The 21,367-nt window shown below is 68.3% G+C and carries 23 protein-coding genes and 1 pseudogene; 17 read left to right on the forward strand and 7 right to left on the reverse strand.

The window, feature by feature from the left end; all coding sequences use genetic code 11:
- The first annotated feature begins 40 nt into the window (after positions 1 to 40).
- The 9 genes from AU197_RS01225 to truA all read left to right on the forward strand — a co-directional run bounded on the left by AU197_RS01225 (position 41) and on the right by truA (position 6,133).
- Positions 41 to 1,294 (forward strand): alpha/beta hydrolase family protein, encoded by a 1,254-nt coding sequence (locus AU197_RS01225; protein ID WP_064400850.1) that lies wholly within the window; start codon positions 41 to 43, stop codon positions 1,292 to 1,294.
- Between the two features lie 218 nt (positions 1,295 to 1,512).
- On the forward strand, positions 1,513 to 1,734 hold the full coding sequence (gene infA, locus AU197_RS01230) for a translation initiation factor IF-1 (protein ID WP_003418601.1): 222 nt from the start codon (positions 1,513 to 1,515) through the stop codon (positions 1,732 to 1,734).
- 40 nt (positions 1,735 to 1,774) lie between these two features.
- Positions 1,775 to 1,888: a 50S ribosomal protein L36 gene (gene rpmJ / locus AU197_RS25860; protein ID WP_003879483.1), complete on the forward strand. Its 114-nt coding sequence runs from the start codon at positions 1,775 to 1,777 to the stop codon at positions 1,886 to 1,888.
- A gap of 160 nt (positions 1,889 to 2,048) precedes the next feature.
- Entirely contained in the window at positions 2,049 to 2,423 is a 375-nt protein-coding gene (rpsM, locus tag AU197_RS01235; RefSeq protein WP_064345640.1) for a 30S ribosomal protein S13, read from the forward strand.
- A 6-nt stretch (positions 2,424 to 2,429) separates the two neighbouring features.
- Positions 2,430 to 2,846 carry a 30S ribosomal protein S11 gene (gene rpsK / locus AU197_RS01240; RefSeq protein WP_064345641.1) on the forward strand — a complete coding sequence of 139 codons (417 nt, stop codon included), beginning with the start codon at positions 2,430 to 2,432 and terminating at the stop codon, positions 2,844 to 2,846.
- A gap of 21 nt (positions 2,847 to 2,867) precedes the next feature.
- Positions 2,868 to 3,473: a 30S ribosomal protein S4 gene (gene rpsD / locus AU197_RS01245; RefSeq protein WP_064400557.1), complete on the forward strand. Its 606-nt coding sequence runs from the start codon at positions 2,868 to 2,870 to the stop codon at positions 3,471 to 3,473.
- Positions 3,474 to 3,547: 74 nt separating this feature from the next.
- Positions 3,548 to 4,600 (forward strand): DNA-directed RNA polymerase subunit alpha, encoded by a 1,053-nt coding sequence (locus tag AU197_RS01250; protein ID WP_064400558.1) that lies wholly within the window; start codon positions 3,548 to 3,550, stop codon positions 4,598 to 4,600.
- A gap of 59 nt (positions 4,601 to 4,659) precedes the next feature.
- Positions 4,660 to 5,256, forward strand: a complete 597-nt coding sequence (rplQ, locus tag AU197_RS01255; RefSeq protein WP_064400559.1) for a 50S ribosomal protein L17 — start codon at positions 4,660 to 4,662, stop codon at positions 5,254 to 5,256.
- Positions 5,257 to 5,263: 7 nt separating this feature from the next.
- Positions 5,264 to 6,133: a tRNA pseudouridine(38-40) synthase TruA gene (truA, locus tag AU197_RS01260; RefSeq protein WP_064400560.1), complete on the forward strand. Its 870-nt coding sequence runs from the start codon at positions 5,264 to 5,266 to the stop codon at positions 6,131 to 6,133.
- 7 nt (positions 6,134 to 6,140) lie between these two features.
- Here truA and AU197_RS01265 read toward each other — a convergent pair whose 3' ends face one another.
- From AU197_RS01265 to AU197_RS01280, 4 genes are all read right to left on the reverse strand, one after another.
- On the reverse strand, positions 6,141 to 6,797 hold the full coding sequence (locus AU197_RS01265; protein ID WP_064400561.1) for a cutinase family protein: 657 nt from the start codon (positions 6,795 to 6,797) through the stop codon (positions 6,141 to 6,143).
- 102 nt (positions 6,798 to 6,899) lie between these two features.
- The gene (locus AU197_RS01270; protein ID WP_064400562.1) at positions 6,900 to 7,559 is read right to left on the reverse strand and encodes a cutinase family protein; all 660 of its coding nucleotides are present in this window, start codon (positions 7,557 to 7,559) and stop codon (positions 6,900 to 6,902) included.
- A 27-nt stretch (positions 7,560 to 7,586) separates the two neighbouring features.
- Positions 7,587 to 8,339, reverse strand: a complete 753-nt coding sequence (locus tag AU197_RS01275) for a cutinase family protein (RefSeq protein WP_064400563.1) — start codon at positions 8,337 to 8,339, stop codon at positions 7,587 to 7,589.
- Between the two features lie 33 nt (positions 8,340 to 8,372).
- Positions 8,373 to 9,389, reverse strand: coding sequence for an EamA family transporter (locus AU197_RS01280; protein ID WP_064400564.1), 1,017 nt, complete (start codon positions 9,387 to 9,389; stop codon positions 8,373 to 8,375).
- Between the two features lie 77 nt (positions 9,390 to 9,466).
- On the opposite strand from AU197_RS01280, the gene AU197_RS01285 reads away from it, so the two are divergent.
- Both AU197_RS01285 and eccB read left to right on the forward strand, forming a co-directional pair.
- Complete coding sequence (locus AU197_RS01285; RefSeq protein ID WP_064400565.1) at positions 9,467 to 10,024, forward strand: CGNR zinc finger domain-containing protein; 558 nt, start codon at positions 9,467 to 9,469, stop codon at positions 10,022 to 10,024.
- A gap of 44 nt (positions 10,025 to 10,068) precedes the next feature.
- Positions 10,069 to 11,460 carry a type VII secretion protein EccB gene (gene eccB, locus AU197_RS01290; protein WP_064400852.1) on the forward strand — a complete coding sequence of 464 codons (1,392 nt, stop codon included), beginning with the start codon at positions 10,069 to 10,071 and terminating at the stop codon, positions 11,458 to 11,460.
- On the opposite strand, the gene mycP is transcribed toward eccB, so the two are convergent.
- Entirely contained in the window at positions 11,428 to 12,780 is a 1,353-nt protein-coding gene (mycP, locus tag AU197_RS01295) for a type VII secretion-associated serine protease mycosin (protein WP_064400566.1), read from the reverse strand. The two genes, eccB and mycP, sit on opposite strands and share 33 nt — an antisense overlap.
- Positions 12,777 to 14,129: a type VII secretion integral membrane protein EccD gene (eccD, locus tag AU197_RS01300; protein WP_197415423.1), complete on the reverse strand. Its 1,353-nt coding sequence runs from the start codon at positions 14,127 to 14,129 to the stop codon at positions 12,777 to 12,779. Before eccD ends, mycP begins: the two co-directional genes overlap by 4 nt.
- A 117-nt stretch (positions 14,130 to 14,246) precedes the next feature.
- Between eccD and eccCa the strand changes: the two genes are divergently transcribed.
- The 4 genes from eccCa to AU197_RS01320 all read left to right on the forward strand — a co-directional run bounded on the left by eccCa (position 14,247) and on the right by AU197_RS01320 (position 19,780).
- Positions 14,247 to 17,954 (forward strand): type VII secretion protein EccCa, encoded by a 3,708-nt coding sequence (gene eccCa, locus AU197_RS01305; RefSeq protein WP_064400854.1) that lies wholly within the window; start codon positions 14,247 to 14,249, stop codon positions 17,952 to 17,954.
- Positions 17,951 to 19,084, forward strand: coding sequence for a type VII secretion-associated protein (locus AU197_RS01310; RefSeq protein ID WP_156434267.1), 1,134 nt, complete (start codon positions 17,951 to 17,953; stop codon positions 19,082 to 19,084). The genes eccCa and AU197_RS01310 overlap by 4 nt, the downstream gene beginning before the upstream one ends.
- Before the next feature lie 65 nt (positions 19,085 to 19,149).
- Positions 19,150 to 19,473 carry a WXG100 family type VII secretion target gene (locus AU197_RS01315; RefSeq protein WP_064400569.1) on the forward strand — a complete coding sequence of 108 codons (324 nt, stop codon included), beginning with the start codon at positions 19,150 to 19,152 and terminating at the stop codon, positions 19,471 to 19,473.
- A gap of 10 nt (positions 19,474 to 19,483) precedes the next feature.
- Positions 19,484 to 19,780, forward strand: a complete 297-nt coding sequence (locus AU197_RS01320; RefSeq protein WP_064400570.1) for a WXG100 family type VII secretion target — start codon at positions 19,484 to 19,486, stop codon at positions 19,778 to 19,780.
- A 101-nt stretch (positions 19,781 to 19,881) separates the two neighbouring features.
- Here AU197_RS01320 and AU197_RS26555 read toward each other — a convergent pair.
- Positions 19,882 to 19,992, reverse strand: a pseudogene (locus AU197_RS26555) (excalibur calcium-binding domain-containing protein); the annotation flags it as partial.
- 389 nt (positions 19,993 to 20,381) lie between these two features.
- On the opposite strand from AU197_RS26555, the gene rplM reads away from it, so the two are divergent.
- On the forward strand, positions 20,382 to 20,825 hold the full coding sequence (gene rplM / locus AU197_RS01330; RefSeq protein WP_064400572.1) for a 50S ribosomal protein L13: 444 nt from the start codon (positions 20,382 to 20,384) through the stop codon (positions 20,823 to 20,825).
- A complete protein-coding gene (rpsI, locus tag AU197_RS01335) occupies positions 20,822 to 21,301 on the forward strand; it encodes a 30S ribosomal protein S9 (protein ID WP_064400573.1) in 480 nt (159 codons plus the stop codon). The genes rplM and rpsI overlap by 4 nt, the downstream gene beginning before the upstream one ends.
- Positions 21,302 to 21,367 lie beyond the last annotated feature (66 nt).

The raw sequence follows: 21,367 nt of genomic DNA on the forward strand, positions 1-21,367 counted from the left end.
CAGCTGCGTGGCTACTGTCGAAGGTGTGGGAACAGACGACATCGGTACCGGCACTGGCGACGGTGCACGGTCGGCGTACCGCTCCACAGTGCCGCGGATACAGGCGCCGCTGCGCAATGTGGTGCAACCCCTGACGCGAACCGGCGGCTACTACGCGCGATCGTGGCGCGACTACCTCCACGACGGCCGTGACCAGACGCCCACCGTGCGGCCGACCGTCGCGTTGGCGGCCGAGGCGTTCCGCGACGAGGTGGTGCTGCTCGGGTTGCGTGCACGGCGTCCGCTCAGCGATCCGCGGGCGTTCGACCGGATCCACGGTGAAGTGGTGGCGGCGCTGGACTTCTACGGACAGCGTGGCAGCCTCGACGATCCGGCGGCGTTCTTCGCCGCGCCGGGGTCGCCGAGCGATCTGGACGTCGCACCGGTGCGTCGCCGCAACCGCTCCTATTACCGGTTGCGCTGGACCAGCGGGTACCGCCCGGATGCCGCCGAGCCGGGTGCCGACCGCTGGCTGGGCTATGACGCCGTCTCCCGCGGCTACGGGCTGCTGCTGCGCCACCCCGAACCGCGGCCGTGGCTGGTGTGTGTCCACGGCACCGAGATGGGGCGCGCGGCGATCGACCTGGCGATCTTTCGGGCCTGGTACCTGCATGACGAGCTGGGTCTCAACGTCGTGATGCCGGTGCTGCCGATGCACGGTCCGCGGGCCAAGGGCCTGCCGAAGGGTGCGGTGTTCCCCGGTGAGGACGTCCTCGATGACATCCACGCCACCGCGCAGGCGGTGTGGGATGTCCGCAGCCTGCTGTCGTGGATCCGTTGGCAGCAGCCCGGAGCGCCGATCGGCGTGTACGGCCTGTCGTTGGGCGGCTTCATCGCGGCGTTGGTGGCCAGCCTCGACGACGCCCTGGAATGCGCGGTGCTGGGCGTGCCGGTCGCAGACCTGGTCGGGCTGTTGGCGCGGCATTCCGGCTTGGGCGACGACGATCCGCGGATGGACACGATCAGGCTGGCGGCCCCGCTCGGCCGGATGATCTCGCCGTTGTCACTGCAACCGCAGCTGCCGATGACCGGCCGCTTCATCTACGCGGGCATCGCCGACCAGGTGGTCCACCCTCGCGAGCAGATCGACCGGTTGTGGGAGCACTGGGGGCGCCCCGATATCCAGTGGTACCGCGGCGGCCACACCGGCTTCTTCCAGTCCCGGCCGGTGCACCGGTTCGTCACGGCCGCGCTGGTGCAGTCGGGCCTCGTTCGCGGGATCGACGCAGAATCCGACCAGACGGCGACGGGTTGACCGAGCCCGTTCCGTCGCGATTTTGGGCCCGGCCGGTGGACGAGTACCATAGATCAACGGTGCGGTGATCGCGCCGACTCTTTGCGTGCCCTGCTCAGGAATTTCTGGCTACTGGCTCACGTTCTGTGGTCGGAAGCGTTTGCTGCGCCGCAAGCAGTATCCGCCGCTCGCGGCGGGAAGGCGCCAACGATCAGGACACGGAGGATCTCCGAAAAACAATGGCCAAGAAAGACGGTGCCATAGAGGTCGAGGGTCGCGTGGTCGAACCCCTGCCCAATGCGATGTTCCGCATTGAGCTGGAGAACGGACACAAGGTCCTTGCCCACATCAGCGGCAAGATGCGGCAGCACTACATCCGCATCCTGCCCGAGGACCGCGTCGTGGTGGAGCTGTCTCCCTACGACCTGTCCCGGGGCCGCATCGTTTACCGGTACAAGTAAGCAACAACTGACACTTCAGAAGAACAGGATCGAACGAGCCGTGAAGGTGAACCCGAGCGTCAAGCCCATTTGCGATAAGTGCAGGGTGATCCGCCGGCATGGGCGGGTCATGGTGATCTGCTCTGATCCACGCCACAAGCAGAGACAAGGCTGAGTCAGGGTTTCCTCCAGCCCTCTGCGAACACAACTGAATGACGAAATCCCAGTACCACTGAGCGGATGCGCCGCTCATCAACGTCCGGCACGGAGGCTGGACCCCACACAGGGGAACGGACTGGGACAAGACCTCCGCATAGAAGAAGGAACACCGCCTGATGGCACGTCTCGTGGGCGTCGACCTCCCGCGCGATAAGCGCATGGAGATCGCCCTGACCTATATCTACGGCGTCGGCCGTACCCGCTCCCAGGAGATCCTGGACGCCACCGGCATCAGCCGGGATCTGCGCACCAAGGACCTGACCGATGATCAGGTGACCCAGCTGCGCGACTACATCGAAGCCAACCTCAAGGTGGAGGGCGACCTGCGCCGCGAGGTGCAGGCCGACATCCGCCGCAAGATCGAGATCGGCTGCTACCAGGGGTTGCGGCACCGCCGTGGGCTTCCGGTGCGCGGCCAGCGGACCAAGACCAACGCGCGCACCCGCAAGGGTCCCAAGCGCACCATCGCCGGCAAGAAGAAGGCCAGGTAATCGACGATGCCACCCGCAAAAAAGACCGCGGCCGGCCCCAAGAAGGGGCAGAAGACCCGTCGCCGGGAAAAGAAGAACGTCCCGCACGGCGCCGCGCACATCAAGAGCACGTTCAACAACACGATCGTGACGATCACCGACCCGCAGGGCAACGTCATCGCCTGGGCGTCGTCGGGGCACGTGGGCTTCAAGGGCTCGCGTAAGTCCACGCCGTTCGCCGCGCAGCTGGCCGCCGAGAACGCCGCCCGCAAGGCGCAGGAACACGGCGTGAAGAAGGTCGATGTGTTCGTCAAGGGCCCGGGTTCGGGCCGCGAGACCGCGATCCGGTCGTTGCAGGCCGCCGGCCTGGAGGTCGGCGCGATCGCCGATGTCACGCCGCAGCCGCACAACGGATGCCGTCCGCCGAAGCGGCGCCGGGTCTAGTAGGACGAGGGAGAAACAGACATGGCTCGTTACACCGGACCCGCCACCCGCAAGTCGCGCCGCCTCGGCGTCGACCTGGTCGGCGGTGATCAGTCGTTCGAGAAGCGCCCCTACCCGCCCGGCCAGCACGGCCGCGCGCGGATCAAGGAGAGCGAATACCGCCTGCAGCTGCAGGAGAAGCAGAAGGCGCGCTTCTCCTACGGCGTGATGGAAAAGCAGTTCCGTCGTTACTACGAGGAGGCCAACCGGCTTCCCGGCAAGACCGGTGACAACCTGCTGCGCATCCTGGAGAGCCGGCTGGACAACGTCGTCTACCGCGCAGGCCTGGCCCGCACCCGCCGGATGGCGCGGCAGCTGGTCAGCCACGGCCATTTCCTGGTCAACGGTGTCAAGGTCGATATCCCGAGCTACCGGGTGTCGCAGTACGACATCATCGACGTGAAGGAAAAGTCGCTGAACACCGATCCGTTCGTGATCGCCCGGGAGACCGCGGGCGAGCGGCCGATCCCGTCGTGGCTTCAGGTCGTCGGTGAGCGCCAACGCATCCTGGTCCATCAGCTGCCGGAGCGTGCGCAGATCGACGTCCCGCTCACCGAGCAGCTGATCGTCGAGCTGTACTCGAAGTAGTCTTCCCGCCGCTTGGATGGCGGTAGGGATTTGCGGCATCAAATAGCGGGTGCCGTAGAGGAGGAAAGAAAAACATGCTGATCTCTCAGCGCCCCACACTGTCCGAAGACGTCAAGGCCGGGAACCGCTCCCAGTTCGTCATCGAACCGCTGGAGCCCGGTTTCGGTTACACCCTTGGCAATTCGCTTCGGCGCACGCTGCTGTCGTCCATTCCGGGCGCGGCGGTCACCAGCATCCGCATCGACGGAGTGCTGCACGAGTTCACCACGGTGCCCGGAGTCAAGGAAGACGTCACCGACATCATCCTGAACCTCAAGGGCCTGGTCGTCTCGTCGGAAGAGGACGAGCCGGTCACCATGTACCTGCGCAAGCAGGGGCCGGGTGAGGTCACCGCGGGCGACATCGTTCCGCCCGCAGGCGTGACGGTGCACAACCCCGAGATGCACATCGCGACCCTCAATGACAAGGGCAAGCTCGAGGTCGAGCTCGTCGTCGAGCGTGGTCGCGGTTACGTCCCGGCCGTGCAGAACAAGGCCTCGGGCGCCGAAATCGGTCGCATCCCGGTCGATTCGATCTACTCGCCGGTGCTCAAGGTCACCTACAAGGTGGAGGCCACCCGCGTCGAGCAGCGCACCGACTTCGACAAGCTGATCCTCGACGTCGAGACCAAGAATTCGATCACGCCGCGTGACGCGCTGGCATCAGCGGGCAAGACGCTGGTCGAATTGTTCGGTCTGGCACGGGAACTCAATGTCGAGGCCGAAGGCATCGAGATCGGGCCGTCCCCGGCCGAGGCCGATCACATCGCCAGCTTCGCGCTGCCGATCGACGATCTGGACCTCACCGTGCGGTCGTACAACTGTCTCAAGCGCGAGGGTGTGCACACGGTGGGCGAACTGGTCGCCCGCACGGAGTCCGACCTGCTGGACATCCGCAACTTCGGCCAGAAGTCCATCGACGAGGTGAAGATCAAACTGCATCAGCTGGGCCTGTCGCTCAAGGACAGCCCGGCCAGTTTCGATCCGTCCGAGGTCGCCGGCTACGACGTCGCCACCGGCACCTGGAACAGCGATGCCGGCTACGACCTGGACGACAACCAGGACTACGCCGAAACCGAACAGCTCTAAGAGAGTCCGTCCCGGCCCTACCTGATACGGGGGTCGGCCCCACATAGGAGATAGTCGCAATGCCCAAGCCCACCAAGGGCCCTCGCCTCGGCGGGTCGTCCTCGCACCAGAAGGCGCTGCTGGCCAACCTGGCCACCTCGCTCTTCGAGCACGGCCGCATCAAGACCACCGAGCCGAAGGCGCGGGCGTTGCGTCCGTACGCGGAAAAGCTCATCACACACGCCAAGAAGGGCACGCTGCACAACCGGCGTGAGGTGATGAAGAAGATCCGCGACAAGGACATCGTGCACACGCTGTTCGCCGAGATCGGCCCCTTCTACGCTGACCGCGAGGGTGGCTACACCCGCATCATCAAGGTCGAGAACCGCAAGGGCGACAACGCCCCGATGGCGGTCATCGAGCTGGTGCGGGAGAAGACGGTGACCTCGGAGGCCAACCGTGCTCGCAGGGCCGGTGCGCAGGAGACCGAGCAGCCGGTGGCGGCGGCCTCCGCCCCGCAGGCCGCGGTCGAGCCCGAGGCGGCCGAGGGACCCACCGAGGAGGAGTCGGTCGAAGAGGCCAAGGCAGAGTCCAGCGAGGTCGAGGCCCCGGCCGACGAGGCTCCGGCTGACGAGGCTCCGGCTGACGAGGCCGACAAGGATGCCGACAAGTCCTGACACGTCGATGAACATGCCCGCCATCGGATCCGGTGGCGGGCATGTTCGTCTCCGGCTCGACATCGCCTACGACGGAACCGATTTCGCGGGCTGGGCGGTCCAGACCGGACAGCGCACCGTGGCCGGGGTGCTCGACGAGGCGCTGGCGACGGTGTTCCGCACACCGGTGCAGGTGCGCGGCGCGGGCCGCACCGATTCCGGTGTCCACGCCACCGGACAGGTGGCCCATGTCGACGTCCCCGAACGGGCGCTGCCACAGGCCTATCCGCGCACGACGCGCCCGGGAGAGCGCGAGTTCCTGCCGCTGGTGCGTCGACTCGGCCGGTTCCTGCCCCCGGATGTCCGCGTGCTCGACATCGAACGTGCCGCCCCGGGATTCGACGCCCGCTTCTCCGCACTGCGCCGCCACTACGTCTATCGGCTGTCGACGGCGCCCTACGGTGTCGAACCGCACGACGCGCGTTATGTGACGGTCTGGCCTCGGACGCTCGACGTGGACGCGATGGCCCAGGCGTCACGGAAGCTGCTGGGGCTGCACGACTTCGCCGCCTTCTGCCGGCACCGCGAGGGTGCCACCACCATCCGCGACCTGCAGCGCCTGGACTGGTCGAGCCAGGGGACGCGGGTGACCGCGCATGTCAGCGCCGACGCCTTCTGCTGGTCGATGGTCCGGTCACTGGTCGGCGCGCTGCTGGCGGTCGGCGAACACCGTCGTGAACCCGATTGGTGCGCAGGTCTGTTGGCGGCCGATCGAAGGTCCAGTGAGTTCGCGGCGGCGCCCCCGCAGGGGTTGACACTCGTCGGCGTCGACTATCCACCCGACGATCAGCTCGAAGCACGAACCAAGGTCACCCGGGACCTACGAGTGGTCGACTAGATCGCGACTAGATCCGCGGCGCAACGAAGTCGGCCGCCTGATTGACCATGCCCGCGTTCACATATGCGCGCGCCGCATGGTCGGGCCAGTTCCCCTCCCAGGTCTTCGGCTCCGCGGGGTTGCAGATCGGATCGGCCCCGTGGCACAACTCGATGGTGCGTTCGCCGTACAGCGGGCTGAAGTTCGTGATCGGTCCGGCCCATGCGATGCCGTTGCCGAACAGCGCGACCGCGGCGATGTGGCGGTCCATGCCCGGAGGCAGCGGCTTGTCGAACCCGAACGCGGCGATGGGGGCGGCGAGTACGACGTCGGTCACCGCGGCGCCCAGCGAGTAGCCGCCCAGCACCAGTCGGGTGTCGGGGCAGCGTGCGGCCATGTCCTGAATCCGCGAACTCATGTCGTTGGCGCCGATGTCGATCTCGTAATCGGCCGGATAGTTCACGGAGTAGAGGTTGATGTTCTTTCCGGTCTTGCTGCGCAGCGCGCTGATGAGCGCGTTTCCGATGACGCCGGCCCCGGCCGCCTCGGTGCGACCGCGAGCGAAGATGAGCTCTGCTTGCGGGCACGACTGCGCGGCGGCGACGGACAGCAGGCCCGGGGTGCCGTGCGGAACGGGTGCGATCAGCCCCGCCACCGCGAGTACGACGGCCCCGACGAGCAGCATCCCCCGGCGCCCCAACCAGCGAACAAGATCGTTTTGCACTCCGCCGATCCTATAGGAATTAATCAACGCCGACGAAGGTAATCCTCAGCTGATGCCGCTACCTCAGACCAGGCGCGCCACGAAATCCGCAGCCTGGTCCGCCATTCCAGCACCGACGTAATCGCTGTGGGCGAACGGGTTGCGGCCGCGGGAGCAGATCGGGTCGCCGTCGGTGCACAGGTCGATCGCCCGCCCGCCGAAGATCGGCGCCGAGGTGATCGGGTTGCCGAATTTGGTCGCCGGGTTGCCGAAGACGGCCACGGCGGCGACGTTGGGCGCGACGTTCGGCGGCAGCACCGGGCCGAGCGCGCCGATCCGGTTGCCCAGCGGCGGGATGCCGGCGAGCATGTCGACGACCGCCGCGCCCTGAGAGAACCCGCCCAGCACGATGCGAGAGTTCGGACACGACTGTGCGGTGTTGGTGACGAACGCCGCCGCGTCGGCGGCACCGTCGGCCGCCATCACGAAGTCGTAGGTGGCCGGGTAGGCCACCCCGTAGGCCGTCAGGCTGCGGTTTCCGAGTTGGGGGCGCAGGGCGTCGACGAACGCCTGACCGACGCGGCCGATGCCCGGAGGTTCACCGGTGCCGCGGGCGAACACCACCGTCACGTCGGAGCAGCCCTGTGCCGACGCGGCCGTTGGCGCCAGGAGCGAGGCGGTCGAACCGATTGCGGCGATGACGGCGGCGGTGCGGAGGCGACGACGAAGGCGAGCGGAATGCACGGGACGAGATGATATCGCCGCGCGGAATCAGACCAGGCCGGCGACGAAGTTCGCGGCCTGTTGAACCAGGCCGGCGCTCACGTAGTCGTTGTGGGCGAACGGGTTACGCCCGCCCGAGCAGATCGGATCGCCGTCCTTGCACAGGTCGATCGCGCGCCCGGCGAACACCGATTTGGTGATCGGGTTGCTGAACTTGGTTGCCGGGTTGCCGAACACCGCGACCGCGGCGACGTTGGGTACCAGGCTGCCGGGCAACGGCGGGGCCGACCCGATCGAGCCGATCTTGTTGCCCAGCGGCGGCACGCCGGCCAGCATGTCGACGACCGCGGCGCCCTGCGAGTAGCCGCCGAGCACGATGCGGGTGCTCGGGCACTGCTGCGCGAGCATCGCGACGCGGTTGGTGGCGTCGGTCGCGCCGTCGGCGGCGGCCAGGAAGTCGTAGGAGGCGGGGTAGTCGACGGCGTACGTACTGATGGTGCTTCCGCTCTTCAGGCCCCGCAGCGCGTTGACGAAAGCGGTGCCCGGGGTGCCGAGGCCCGGCGTGTCGTCGGTGCCGCGAGCGAAAATGACCTCGATATCGCTACAGGTGGACGCCGGCGACCCGTAACCGGGGGTGGTGGCGGAACCGTATCCGGGTGTGGTGCCGGAACCGTATCCGGGGCTGACGGGGCCGGGTGGCGGGCCGGGCTGGGCGGCGGCAAGCGGGGCCGCGCCGCCAACCAGTGCGGCGACTGCGGCAACCGCGGCCGCCAGTCGGGCCGTCTCGCGCAGCAAAGTCACGCGGACATACTCACATACCAAGGGGTCCGCGGGCTAACGGTTGGCTCGCACGGACGAATCCTCGAGCGGGCCGTCCGGCCACGTCGCCTCGGCGATCGCCTCGGAACGGTCGCCCGCGCGCGCCAGCGCCAGGCCGGCCAGGACGATGGCGCCCCCGACCGCCTGTGTGGCGGTGATCGCTTCGCCCAGCAGGATCCAGGCCGCCACTACCGCGAACATCACCTCGGACAGGCCGACCAGCGACGCGAAGCGTGGCCGCAGCCGGGCGATGCCCATGATGCCCAGCGTGTAGGCCGCCGCGGTGGCGACGACGCCCAGGGCGATGACCGGCACGATCCACGAGGTGGTGTGCCCGGCGACGACGGTATCGGCGGCGGTGAAGGTCAACGGCATGATTCCTCTCAGGCCCAGGAGCGTGACCGCGATCGATCCGACGATCAGACCCGCCGCGGCCAGCGTGACCGGGCTGATCCCGTCACCGCCGGACGTGTAGCCGGCGTTGGCCGACATCACGAAGTACCCGGCGGCGCAGAGGGCGGCGGCCAGCCCCCAACCCACGCCGACGAGGTTGATGTGCGCACCCGAGAAGACGTCGAGCACCAGCATGATCCCGGCGATCGCCAACCCGACACCGGCCAGGGTCAGGGTGGTCGGGCGTCGCCGGGTGGTGGCCCAGACCCAGGCGACGACGATGATCGGCGCGGTGTACTCCAGCAGCAGCGCGACGCCGACCGAGAGGTGCGCGACTGCGTTGTAGTAGAACAGCTGCGCGCCCGCGATCGGGACCACCCCGTAGGCGAGCACCGTCGTGGGACGGCGCAACGCCTCGCGAATCCACCCGCGCCTGACGATGGTGGCGAAGATCGCCATCACCAGCGCGCCACCCGCCAGCCGGGCGACAACTGCGGCGGTCGGGCTCCACCCCGCGGCCATCAGCGCTTTCGCGAACGGACCCGAGGAGCCGAACGCGACCGCCGAACCGACCGCCAGCATCAGCCCGAGCCGGAAGTGGTCGGTGGCGGGCCGCGTGCCAGATGCCGTCACGGCCATGGTCGACCTCCGGAGAAGTGTAATGAGTAAAATGAACTACGCTCCTGACGGTAGCGACGAGAGGCGTCATGGGTCAAATGCTTTTCAGTCATGACACCGAACTCACCTTGCGGGCCGCGTGTGAACTCATCAACAGCGACCGCGTCGACGGTGAGCGGCTGGGCGACATGGCGGCGTTGGACACCTACCTCGACAGCTTCGGCTGGACGGGCCGCCGTGACCGCGACGCCGACGAACTCGCATCGGTGCACCGGCTCCGCGACCGGCTGGGCCGGATCTGGGCCGTCGCCGACGACGAGCAACGCACGGTCGATCAGGTCAACGCGTTGCTGCGCGACACCAACGCCTCGCCGTGGCTGACCCGGCATCCGGAGATGCCCGAATGGCATCTGCACCTGGCGTCGGTGGATGACCCGCTGTGGCAGCGGATGGGCGCGGAGATGGCGATGGCGCTGGCCGACCTGATCCGCATCGGCGAGCTGCGCCGCCTCAAGACATGCGCGGCGTCGGACTGCGATGCGGTGTTGGTCGACCTGTCGCGCAACCGGTCGGGAAAGTTCTGCGACACCGGCAACTGCGCCAACCGCCAGCACGTGGCGGCCTACCGGGAACGTCGAGCCATGGAAAAGCGGTGACTTTCGAAGCTCCCCGCAGGCCTTAGGCTTTCGGCGGGGGAGTGATGACGGGGCGATCGACCACCAAACTTCAGATCAACGGACACCGCTTCTTGTTGAGGCGCATGCAGCATGCCCTCGTGCGCGGCGACGTGCGGATGCTCGACGATCCGATGCGCGCGCAGGCATTGTGGTTGTCGGTCGGCTCGGTTCTGGCGGTCATCGGCCTGGGAGTGGCTGCGATCCTGGCGTTTTTGCAGCCGCGCGGCGCGCTCGGCGATTCCCCGATCGTGATGGTGCGCGACACCGGCGCCCTCTATGTGCGCATCGACCAGAACCTGCACCCAGTCCCGAACCTCGCATCGGCCCGTCTGATCACCGCTTCGGCGGCCAACCCCCGGCTCGTCAGCGCGTCGGCCGTCGACCGGGCCCCGCGCGGCGCGGCACTCGGAATCCCGGGCGCACCCGACACGATCGGCGAGCCGCTGACCGACGGCGAATCGGATTGGCATGTGTGTGAGGATGATTCGTCTCTGTCGACGGTTCTGGTCGGGTCGGCCGGGGAGAAGCGTGCCGCGGCGGGCAGCGTCCTGGTGAGCGCGGCGGGCGAGGGTGCGGCGACAACGTATCTGCTCTTCGACGGGCGCCGCGCGAAGGTGGATCTGCGCAATCCGGCGGTGGTGCGTGCGCTCGCGCTCGACGGCGTTGCGCCGCGGCCGGTCAGCCGCACCTTGCTCGACACCGTGCCAGAGGTGCCCGAGCTCATCTCGCCCGCCATCCCCGACGCCGGAGCGCCCGCACCGATGCCGCTGCACGGGTTGCGGATTGGCACCGTGATCCGCGTACCGCACGCTGAGTCGCCGCAACACTACGTGGTGCTCAGGACGGGAGTGCAGCGGATCGGCGTGGTGGCGGCCGACCTTATCCGGTTCACCCAGCCGCAGGACTCACACGAAATCGTCACCGTCGAACCCGGTGTGATCGGCCCCGTCCCGGTGGTTGACGAGCTGCCCGTCGGGGATTTCCCCGAACATGGCGGTGCGGCAACCGATCCGGTCGTGTGCGCGCGGTGGCGATGGTCACCGAGCTCCGAGTCCGTCGTCACCGAAACCGTCACCGGCGACACGGTTACCGGCGATGTCGAGCTGTCATCGGTGCGCCTGGCGCAGGCCGACGCCGCGGGCGCCGGAATCGACGCCTTCGCAATGCGCAGGGGCCGCGGCGTGTACGTGCGAGCGGCAGGTGTGAGTGGTGACGGTGCACGAACCGGAACGCTCTTCCTGGTGAACGACGCCGGAGTGGTATTCGGCATCCGGGATCGACAGACGGCCGAGCGGCTCGGGCTGACCGGTGACCCGCTGCCCGCGCCGTGGCCCCTGTTGGCGCGACTGCCGCGCGGGCCGGAACTGAGCGTCGAGGCCGCGTCAGCCGCGCGTGACGGAATGGGAACGACGTAACCGCCTCGACCACAACGTCATTGCGATCACGATCCCGACTACCGCAAAACAGATGGCTGTCCCGCGTATAGCGGTTCGCGTTGCGCGCCTGTCGGGTGGTTGCCGCCGCGACGACGACACCATCGTCGGACGGTCGGGATCTGCAGGAGATCTGGCGCCGCCGGTGACCGCGGCCGCGACATCGACAACGCCGTGACCGACAAGCGGATTCCAGCCACCGGCCGGGTGGCGCGCGGTGTCCTCGATGCGGCGCATGACCTCCCTGGCGGTCAGCTGCGGTGAGCGGGACCGCAGCAGCGCGACGATGCCGGTGACGACGGGTGCGGCGTAACTGGTTCCCGCGAGTGGCTTCTCACCGCTCGGTGTGGGGACCGTGGCGACGAAGCCGTCGCCGTCGCGAATTAACGACACGACCTGCTCGCCGGGTGCGGCCACGTCGACCCAGGGCCCCGCCAACGTGAACTCCGAGGCCGCACCACTCGGGCCGGTCGATCCGACCGTCAAGACATAGTCGTCGTACCAGGCCGGGCTCACGACCGCGGCGAGGGTGTCCCAGTCCGGTGGTCCCGACCGAGCGGGATTCTGGTGCTCACACTGTCCCGGTGCACCGGTGTTGCCCGCGGCGGCCACCACGACGACGTTCTTCGTGTCGACCGCATACGCCAATGCGGCGCCCAAAGGTCCGTCGTCGAGTTCGGTGTCCGCGGCGACGCAGGCGACGGTGGAGATGTTGATCACGGTTGCACCCATGTCCGCCGCGGTGCGTACTGCGCGGGCGAGGGTGTCGACGTCTCCGAAACCGGATCCGGCCCGGCCGTCTTCGGCGCTGAACTTCGTGCTCGACTGCCGGATGCCGATGATCGTGGCCTCGGGTGCGATACCGCTGAACACATCGGGAGCGTCCGAACCCGGCGTGGCGCCGATGATGCCCGCGACGATGGTGCCGTGGCCGTCGCAATCGTCGGTGCCGTCACCGCTGGACACGTAGTCGCCGCCCGGAACTAGGCGCGGCAGCAGGCGATGCCGAGACACACCGGTGTCGATCACCGCGACGGTCTGCCCGGCTCCGCGGGTGAGGGGCCATACCGATCGCAGGTCCAGGTCGCGCAGTTGGCCTCCGACATCGCGGCCGAGCGCGACCTCCCGGGCGGTCGTGCACGGCCCTGTCTGCTCGGTCGGTTGCGGTGGCGCCGGTGACTGAGGGTGAGGGAGCAGCGAGTCGTCGACCCCCGGCGGCGTGATCGCGGCGACTTCGGCAGTACCGCTCAGTGGAGCCGAGACGAACGCGGCGACGAGAGCGACGCGAACCAGGCGCCTCACGTCAGCGCCAGGTTGCGGACGACGCCGAACAGCCCGGCGATCCAGCAGCCCAGCGGTATGACCGCCGCCAGTGCCGCGTACTCGGCCAGTTCGGCGGCGCGGTGGGCGGCGGGCCCGGGTGTGAGGCGCAGCAGCGGGGTCAGGAGTCCGGCTCCGGCGGCGGCGGCCAGAGCCCCGAACCAGTGGGCGTGCTGTTGAAGTGCCACGGCCAGGATCGCGAACGCCGTTGTGAGCGCGACGAAGCCGCTCACCGCCAACGCGCAGCGGCGGACAGTGCCGATATGGGTGCGGGTGCGTAGTAACAGTGCGAGGCCGACGACCCCGTCGAACGCCGCAGCCGGCGCGAAGAATTCGCGCGCACCCTGGGAACCGCAACCAACCGACATGACCGCGATGGCCGCGGCGATCGTTGCGCCGACGATCATCGCTGTCAGCAGGTCGTGGGAGCGCGTCGCCTCGCCTTCCCCGACGGAGTCGGGCGCACGGCTCGTATCGTCGTCGGGTGGTAGCGGGCCGATGCGGGTGAGCGCAATGGCCAGGCGCGGAGCCGAACTCAGCGTCGCCAGCGCCATCGCCGCGAGCAAAGATCCCGCAGCCAGCCCACCGAGGTGCCATGCGAGCGATGCCGCGGAGGCCGCGGTGCACAACAGTGATGTGGTGGCGATCGCGGCCAGCGGCACCAGACCGCAACCGGTGAGTCGCAAGCACACCACCGCGGCGGCCAACCCCGCCGACGAGGCAAGCAGCAGATGCGTGGGCAGCGGACCGCCGGGTACCGCGACAGCACCCGACACCGCCGCCATCACCACCGACATCACGCTGAAGGGAAGGCACAGCAACGGTTCCGAGTGTGCCCGGCGGGCGACGACGGCGGCCGTGGCCGCGACGCACGTCAGGGCGGCGCCGACGAGAACCGGAACCGTCCGGCCGACAGAATCGGCCGACCACCAGAGCGCCCCACCGCCGATTGCGGCCGTGACCACGCTTCCGGCGACGCACAGCATGCGCGGAATGCCGCCGGGCGCGGGTTGGCGCCTGACCACCGTGCGGGAGGCATCGCGGTCGGCGAAAACCGGCTCGGGAACCTCGTCGGCACTGAGCCACAGCACCTGGCCGTCGTGAACCTCATTGTCCGACAACGTGAGTGACTCATCCAGCGCGGAACCGTCGATTCGGCGAAGCCGCCACCGCGCACCCGTTTGGACCTCACGGTGATCGGGACGGACCAGCCCGACGATCGCCGGGAGCATGTCGCCCAGGCAGGCCCGGCGCGGGAGCGCCAGATCCACGGTCTGGGCCGCATGCGCCGCGTCGACGTGAATGCTGACTCGGCAGCCTGCAGCAGACATCGCATCCCCCCTATGACGCCGTGTGGTCACCGTAACCCCGCCGACGAGGCGGCATCGACACTTGTTCTGCGGACTGTGGATGGAACCGAATCGATCCCCGCCGCGTCCCATCTCTCGATGGAGTCGTCCCGGAAAGCCAGTGGTGTCGTGGTGAAATCGCCACCGGCACTGCCGACGGCAACGTCGGCCAATCCGGTCGCGCGCCTGCTACCGCTGGCCATGCTCGTCGCGGCGATCGGCATGATGGCCGTGTACTTCCGCTCGGGCGTCGGCGCGAACCGCACACCCATGTTCGCGTTCTTCCCGGTGATGGTGGTCATGTCGGCGCTGGGCACGATGCTCTACGGAGTTCGCGGTGGGGCGGACCGATCCGCCGAGATCGACCGCAACCGGCGCAGTTACCTGCGCTACCTGGATGATCTCGACGACGATGTCGTCACGAGAGCCGTCGAGCAGCGCCGACGACAGTACTCGCGCCATCCCGCACCCGAGTCGTTGTGGGCGCTGGCGGGCGGCCGGCAATTGACGCGACCGGGTGCCGACGGGGACGAATTCTGCTGCGTCCGGGTGGGTGTCGGTGAGCAGACGCTGTTCACGCCGTTGCTGGAGCCCGACCTCGGCGCCTCAGACGATCGCGATCCGGTGACGGTTTCCGCGGTGCGCGCGCTGATCCGGCAGCGGTCGGTCGTGCCGCGATCGCCGGTCGCGGTCCCGGTCACGCAGGCCGGGGTCATCGCGGTGTGCGGCGACGGTGAGTGTGCGCGCGGGCTGGTGCGTGCGATGGTGTGCCAGCTGGCGGCACATCACGACCCCCTGCAGATGGCGATCGCGGCGGTCACCGATCGCGAGACGCGCCACGCGTGGGAGTGGCTGAAATGGTTGCCTCACCACGAACATTCACCGCACACCGTCACCGGCCGCCATGTCGTGGTGGTCGCCGATGGGACCCCCTCCGGTGCTGCGACTTTCGCGGAAGCCGGCGGTGTCACGGTCATCACGGTCGGGTCCGAGCCGGCTGAGCCCGCGGTGTGTCTGCGCATCGACGGCCGACACCTCACCGTGCGGATCGGTGACGGCCACGAGGTGGATTGCGAGCCGGACTCGCTGACCCTGATGCAGGCGACGATGTGTGCGCGGCAGTTGGCCGTCCACGGGGTCGAATCCGCGCCCGCCGGTGGCACGTACCGTGCCTCGACGGCGCGCGGCTGGCTCGACCTGATGGGCATCGACCATCCGAGCCGCGTGACGCCCGAAAAGTACTGGACGCAAAGCCGACAGGTGCGGCCGGTACCGCTCGGAGTAGCGGACGACGGGACGCCGGTCTGGATCGACATCAACGAGGCCGCCCGCAACGGCATCGGCCCGCACGGGCTGTGTGTCGGAGCCACCGGATCCGGTAAGTCCGAACTGCTGCGCACCCTGGTGCTGGGCATGATCACGATCCATCCACCGGATGTCCTCAACTTCGTCCTCGTCGATTTCAAAGGCGGAGCGACCTTTCTCGGCCTCGAGCGGTCGCGACACGTCGCGGCCGTGATCACCAACCTGGCAGGCGAAGCCCACCTCGTCGCCAGGATGAGCGACGCGCTGGCCGGAGAGGTCCACCGCAGACAGGAACTACTGCGGTCGGCAGGCAATTTCGTCAACGTCGCGGACTACGCCAGGGCGCGGTCACACGATCCCCGGCTGTCACCGCTGCCCGCGTTGTTCGTCGTCGTCGACGAGTTCTCCGAGCTGCTCGCCCAGCACCCCGACTTCGTCGAGCTGTTCGCCGCGATCGGTAGGCTGGGCCGCTCGCTGGGCATCCACCTGCTGTTGGCCAGTCAACGCCTCGACGAGGGCAGGCTGCGCGGACTGGAGACCCACCTGTCGTACCGGATCTGCCTCAAGACGTTCTCCGCCAGTGAGTCCCGGGCCGTACTGGGTGTGCCCGACGCCCACACTCTGCCCGGCACCCCGGGTGCGGCCTTGCTGAAGACGGCCGCCGGAGACCTCATCCGGTTCCACACCGCGTTCGTCTCCGGGCCCTGTCCTCGACCGAACATCGAAGAGGAGAGCGAACTTCCGGCGCCGATGATCTTCACCGCCTCACCCCCACCTGCTGGCGACGACGAAGACATAGACGCTGCGACTGCGGTCATCGACGCGGTGTTGGACCGCGTCGGGGGACGAGGGACCGCCGCACACCCCGTGTGGCTGCCGCCCCTCGCCGCGCCTCCGACGCTCGACCTGATCATGTCGACCGGGACCCGAGAGCCGCTCAGTGTCCCGATCGGTCTGGTGGACAATCCGTTCGAACAACGCCGCGACCTACTCGTCGCTCCGATGGCCGCGGGGAATGTCGCCATCGTCGGGGCGCCGCAGAGCGGCAAGTCGACGGCGCTGCAAACGCTCCTGCTGGCCCTCGCGGAGACACACGGCCCCGCCGAGATCTCGGTGTACATCCTGGACTTCGGCGGTGGGGCGCTCACGCGCATCGCGGATCTCCCGCACGTCGGTGCGGTGTGCGGCCGGGCCGATGCGGACCTGTGCCGTCGCACGGTCGCTGTCATCGAGTCGCTGATCCGGTCGCGGGAGAAGCTCTTCCGCACAATGGGAGTCGCGTCGATGGCCGAGTACCGTGCGCGCCGCGCCGCGGCTGACCCCGGCACCGCCGGAGACCCTCACGGTGATGTGTTCCTCGTCGTCGACGGGTGGGCTCACCTGCGCCGTGAGCTCGAGCAGTTGGAGGCGCCGATCACCGCCATAGCGGCGCAGGGACTCGCGTTCGGTGTGCACGTGGTGATCACCGCCGCGCGGTGGGCCGAACTGCGGCCTGCGGTGAAGGACCCGATCGCGACGCGGATAGAGCTGCGGCTCGGCGACCCGGCCGAGTCGGAGATGGACCGCCGCCGCGCCCGGACGTTGTCCAACTGTCCGCCGGGACGGGGCATCACCGCCGACGGGCGCGAAATGGTGATCGCGCTGCCGCGCTTTGACGGTGTGCCCAGCACAGAGGGACTCGGCGAGGCGTTGGCGTCGACCGTCGAGCGGCATCGTCAGCTGTGGCGCGGCCGCCGCGCCCCACGCATCGAACTGCTTCCGACGCTCGTGCGACACTCCGAGCTTGTCGAGCGCGGCGTGGAGTCGGTCGAGACGATGGTCCTGGGCCTCGACGACCACGAGTTGACCTCCGTGACCGTAAATTTCGCCGAGCAGATGCACATGCTGGTCCTCGGGGAGGGGGGCTGCGGCAAGACGTCTCTGCTGCGCGTGCTGTGTCGCGAGATCGTCCGGACCCACCGCGTCGAGCAGGTGCGTCTGGAGATCGTGGATTTCCGGCGCTCACTGCTGGGCGTCGTGGAATCCGAGCACCTCGCCGGCTACGCCGCATCCCCGGTGGCTGTGGCGGGGAGGATTCCCAAACTCCTCGCGATGCTCGAGGCGCGCATGCCCGGCGAGGACGTGACCCAACAGCAGTTGCGTGACCGATCGTGGTGGTCCGGGCCTGAGATCTTCCTCGTGGTCGACGATTACGACCTGGTGGCCGGATCGACCGGCAATCCGTTGACCCCGCTTGCCGACTTTCTGCCCCACGCCGCCGACCTGGGCCTGCATGTCATCGTCGCTCGACGATCGGGAGGCGCCGCGCGGGCGATGTTCGACCCACTTCTCGCCAGGATGCGAGAGATGGGGTGCCTCGGCGTGATGATGAGCGCCAGTGCGGACGACGGCGTGCTGATGGGCTCGGTACGGCCCTCGTCGTTGCCGCCGGGACGCGCCACGCTGGTCACCCGCGGCGAGGGCGAGCGGCTCATCCAGGTCGGTTGGGTGGATCCGCCGTGAGCCACGTTGTCGTCGAGGTAGGCCCGGTTGCGGTGTACGGAGCGAATCCCCTTGATCCCGAACTGGTCTCGTCGGCGCTGGGAGCCATCGACGACGATCTCGTGTTGGTGGGCGAAGACGCGGTGTCCGTGTCCGACCTGTGGTCGCGGCTGATGGCGGCCGCGGTGGGGGGTGCCGAGGCCGTCGTCCTCGTCTGCCCGACGTGGTGGCCGGGCGCGCGGATCGATCGCGTACGCGAAGCGATGACGGCGACGACCGTCGAGGTGATCGGGCGTACCGCGGCGCTCCGACGGCGCACACGGGCAACCGTCGTCGAAATCGCCGCGGAGTTGGTCGTTGTCAGTCGTGTCGGCGCTCGCGCCGTCGTCATCGCCAACGTCGACGACCACGTGGCCGAGAGAGTGGTCGCAGCGGTCGGGTTGGCGGGGCCGGTGCTGATCGATGCGCCGGGCTTCCTCGGGTCGCAGGGTGAATTGATCGCTGACCGATTGCGCGGCAACGGTGTTGAGGTCCACCTGGCCGGCGAAGACGCCGTTCGTCGGCCGGAAGCCGAACCCTCTGCGCCCGATGCCGTCGCCGTCACCCCGGATTGGAATCAGCCGCGACGTACGGCGGCGCTGACGGCGGTCGTCGCGACCATGGTGGTGGTGTGCGGCGGGTTCGTCCTGCGCGAGGATGGTGGCGAGCAGGCCCCCGGCGCGTCAACCTTGTTGATGGAAGGGCGTGTTCAGGTGACGGTGCCTGCGGCATGGCCGGTGGAACACATCACCTCCGGCCCGGGCTCGGCCCGGGCGCAGATCACCTCGCCCTCGGACGCCCGCGTGGCGCTGCACCTGACTCAGTCGGTGGGCCCGCCGCAAGGCGACCTCGCACAGGCTGCGGCCGCCTTGCGAAGCGCCATGGCCGGCGAGCCCGATGACGTCTTCGTCGACTTCAATGCGGCCGACACGCCGGCGGGCAGGACCGGCGTCACCTACCGGGAACTTCGCCCCGACCGTCACGTCGCATGGACCGTTCTCGTCGATCACGGTGTCCGCATCGTCATCGGCTGCCAGAGCGCACCGGGTCGCGAATCGACGGTCCGCGAGGTCTGCGATCAGGCGATCCGATCCGCGCGCACGATTTCGTGAATTCAGTGGAACCGGACCGAGACCCGGTGCGTCGTATCAGTCAGAACCAAGAGGAGAGGATGCCCATGACGACACCGCAAGGCGGTTCGCTCAACACCGATTTCGACCTGATGGCCGCGGTCGCCGGCCAGACCGACGCGCGTAACGAGGAGATTCGCGCGATGCTGCAGTCGTTCATCGGGCGCATGACGGCCGTGCCGCCGTCGGTATGGGGCGGTGTCGCGGCGACGCGCTTCCGCGACGTCGTCGACCGATGGAATGCCGAATCGCTGAAACTGCATGCCTCGCTGCAGCGCATCGCCGAAACCATCCGGCTCAACCAGCAGACCCTGCGGGAAGCCAACGAGAGCCATTCGCACCGCATCGACGCGGTGGCCAACAACCTGTAGAGGAGCCGTGATGGACCACGTGTTGTCGTACAACTTCGACGAGATCGAGTACACGGTCCGGCAGGAGATCCATGCCACCTCGAGCCGGCTGAACGGGGCTCTCCAAGAGCTGCGTGCGCAGATCGCGCCGCTTCAGGAGGTATGGACCCGCCAGGCGGCCGAGGCGTACCGGCTCGAGCAGGCCCGGTGGGAACAGGCGGCCGGCGCGCTCAACGAGATCCTGTACAGCCTCGGCAACGCGGTTCGCGACGGCGCCGACGACGTGGCCGCCACCGACCGCAGCGCCGCAGGCGCTTGGGGCGCCTGACGGCAACAGATCTGTGCGGTGCCGACTGGAGGGGAGCCAGAAGCCGCACGGCAAGCGCCACCGTGGTCGAGGAGAGCGGCCACGGTGGCGCACACCGTCGACTACTCGCAGGCGATACCGTCGTTGTCGCGGTCCAGGTGCGGCGCGTAGCCGTCCTCGCCCTGCATGATCGGTGTCACGCCGGCCTCACGCGCGGCGGAGCAGTTCTTGTAGTACGTGTCCGCAGATGCGGTGGCGGCCCCGGCGGCGGTTGCCGCGACGACGAATGCGGCAACGATCAAGCCACGAATCATTTTCACTCCATTGACTTCTTGAACTTTCGGATGCGAGACGGCCGGTTTGCTGCCACCCCCGCGACGACGCTAAGTGCGTGGAAACGAAAACGAATCAGGGATTTCCCTATGCTTTGGCTTCATCCTCGGGACCGCGGGCCCTGCACCGTTTTGACCTGCGGTGACGCGCCCAGGTAAGCTGCCTCGTTGGCGTGCGGTAAGCACGGGTCCTCGGGTCAACGTCGGTCGCCGAGATCAACCCCACCGGATGCGCCTGACCGGCACCCGGGCCACCGGGACAGGAAACCCGATAGAGGAGAGGTAGCGCTGTGCCTACGTACACGCCGAAGGCGGGTGACACCACACGTTCGTGGTACGTCATCGACGCCACCGACGTGGTGCTCGGCCGGCTCGCCGTGGCAGCAGCCAATCTGCTGCGCGGCAAGCACAAGCCGACATACACGCCGAACGTCGACGGTGGCGATTTCGTCATCATCGTCAACGCCGAGAAGATCGCGATCGCCGGAAACAAGGCGGACCGCACGTTTTTCTACCGCCACTCGGGTTACCCCGGTGGTCTGCGCAAGCGCTCCCTCGGCGAGGAGATGGAGAAGCACGCCGACCGGGTCGTCGAGAGGGCGATCCTCGGCATGATTCCCCACACCAAACTGGGCCGTCAGGTGAAGAAGAAGCTGCGGGTCTATGTCGGGCCGGATCATCCGCACACCGCCCAGCAGCCGATTCCGTACGAGATCAAGCAGGTGGCGCAATGACAGAGGCGACTGGCACCGAGACCGTCGACAACACCGAAGCCGTGACCGAGGCAGCCACCGAGGCGACGCCCCGTGAGCCGGTCTTCATCGACCGCCCCATCCAGACCGTCGGCCGCCGCAAGGAAGCCGTGGTCCGGGTTCGCCTGGTTCCGGGAACGGGCCAGTTCAACCTCGACGGCCGTAGCCTCGAGGCCTATTTCCCGAACAAGGTCCACCAGCAGCTGATCAAGGCTCCGCTGGTCACCGTCGATCGGCTGGAGAGCTTCGACATCTACGCCCATCTCGACGGTGGCGGCCCCTCCGGTCAGGCGGGCGCGCTGCGTCTTGCCATCGCCAGGGCCCTGATCCTGGTGCAGCCCGAGGACCGGCCGGCACTGAAGAAGGCCGGCTTCCTGACCCGCGACCCGCGGGCCATCGAGCGCAAGAAGTACGGCCTGAAGAAGGCCCGCAAGGCGCCTCAGTACAGCAAGCGCTGATCGCTCCGCGAAAACCGCCGGATGTGCATCGCACACCGGCGGTTTTTGCATTCAGCCCGCTGCGGT

The sequence above is a fragment of the Mycobacterium sp. IS-1590 genome, from assembly GCF_001500025.1.
Classification (GTDB): Bacteria; Actinomycetota; Actinomycetes; order Mycobacteriales; family Mycobacteriaceae; genus Mycobacterium.

Bases quoted from the DNA above. Each gene is read 5' to 3' on its own strand.
- infA (WP_003418601.1), top strand. From the start codon at position 1,513: ATGGCCAAGAAAGACGGTGCCATAGAGGTCGAGGGTCGCGTGGTCGAA.
- rpsM (WP_064345640.1), top strand. From the start codon at position 2,049: ATGGCACGTCTCGTGGGCGTCGACCTCCCGCGCGATAAGCGCATGGAG.
- rpsK (WP_064345641.1), top strand. From the start codon at position 2,430: ATGCCACCCGCAAAAAAGACCGCGGCCGGCCCCAAGAAGGGGCAGAAG.
- rpsD (WP_064400557.1), top strand. From the start codon at position 2,868: ATGGCTCGTTACACCGGACCCGCCACCCGCAAGTCGCGCCGCCTCGGC.
- AU197_RS01250 (WP_064400558.1), top strand. From the start codon at position 3,548: ATGCTGATCTCTCAGCGCCCCACACTGTCCGAAGACGTCAAGGCCGGG.
- rplQ (WP_064400559.1), top strand. From the start codon at position 4,660: ATGCCCAAGCCCACCAAGGGCCCTCGCCTCGGCGGGTCGTCCTCGCAC.
- truA (WP_064400560.1), top strand. From the start codon at position 5,264: ATGAACATGCCCGCCATCGGATCCGGTGGCGGGCATGTTCGTCTCCGG.
- AU197_RS01265 (WP_064400561.1), bottom strand. From the start codon at position 6,797: ATGCTGCTCGTCGGGGCCGTCGTACTCGCGGTGGCGGGGCTGATCGCA.
- AU197_RS01280 (WP_064400564.1), bottom strand. From the start codon at position 9,389: ATGGCCGTGACGGCATCTGGCACGCGGCCCGCCACCGACCACTTCCGG.
- AU197_RS01285 (WP_064400565.1), top strand. From the start codon at position 9,467: ATGCTTTTCAGTCATGACACCGAACTCACCTTGCGGGCCGCGTGTGAA.
- eccB (WP_064400852.1), top strand. From the start codon at position 10,069: ATGACGGGGCGATCGACCACCAAACTTCAGATCAACGGACACCGCTTC.
- eccD (WP_197415423.1), bottom strand. From the start codon at position 14,129: ATGTCTGCTGCAGGCTGCCGAGTCAGCATTCACGTCGACGCGGCGCAT.
- eccCa (WP_064400854.1), top strand. From the start codon at position 14,247: ATGGAGTCGTCCCGGAAAGCCAGTGGTGTCGTGGTGAAATCGCCACCG.
- AU197_RS01315 (WP_064400569.1), top strand. From the start codon at position 19,150: ATGACGACACCGCAAGGCGGTTCGCTCAACACCGATTTCGACCTGATG.
- AU197_RS01320 (WP_064400570.1), top strand. From the start codon at position 19,484: ATGGACCACGTGTTGTCGTACAACTTCGACGAGATCGAGTACACGGTC.
- rpsI (WP_064400573.1), top strand. From the start codon at position 20,822: ATGACAGAGGCGACTGGCACCGAGACCGTCGACAACACCGAAGCCGTG.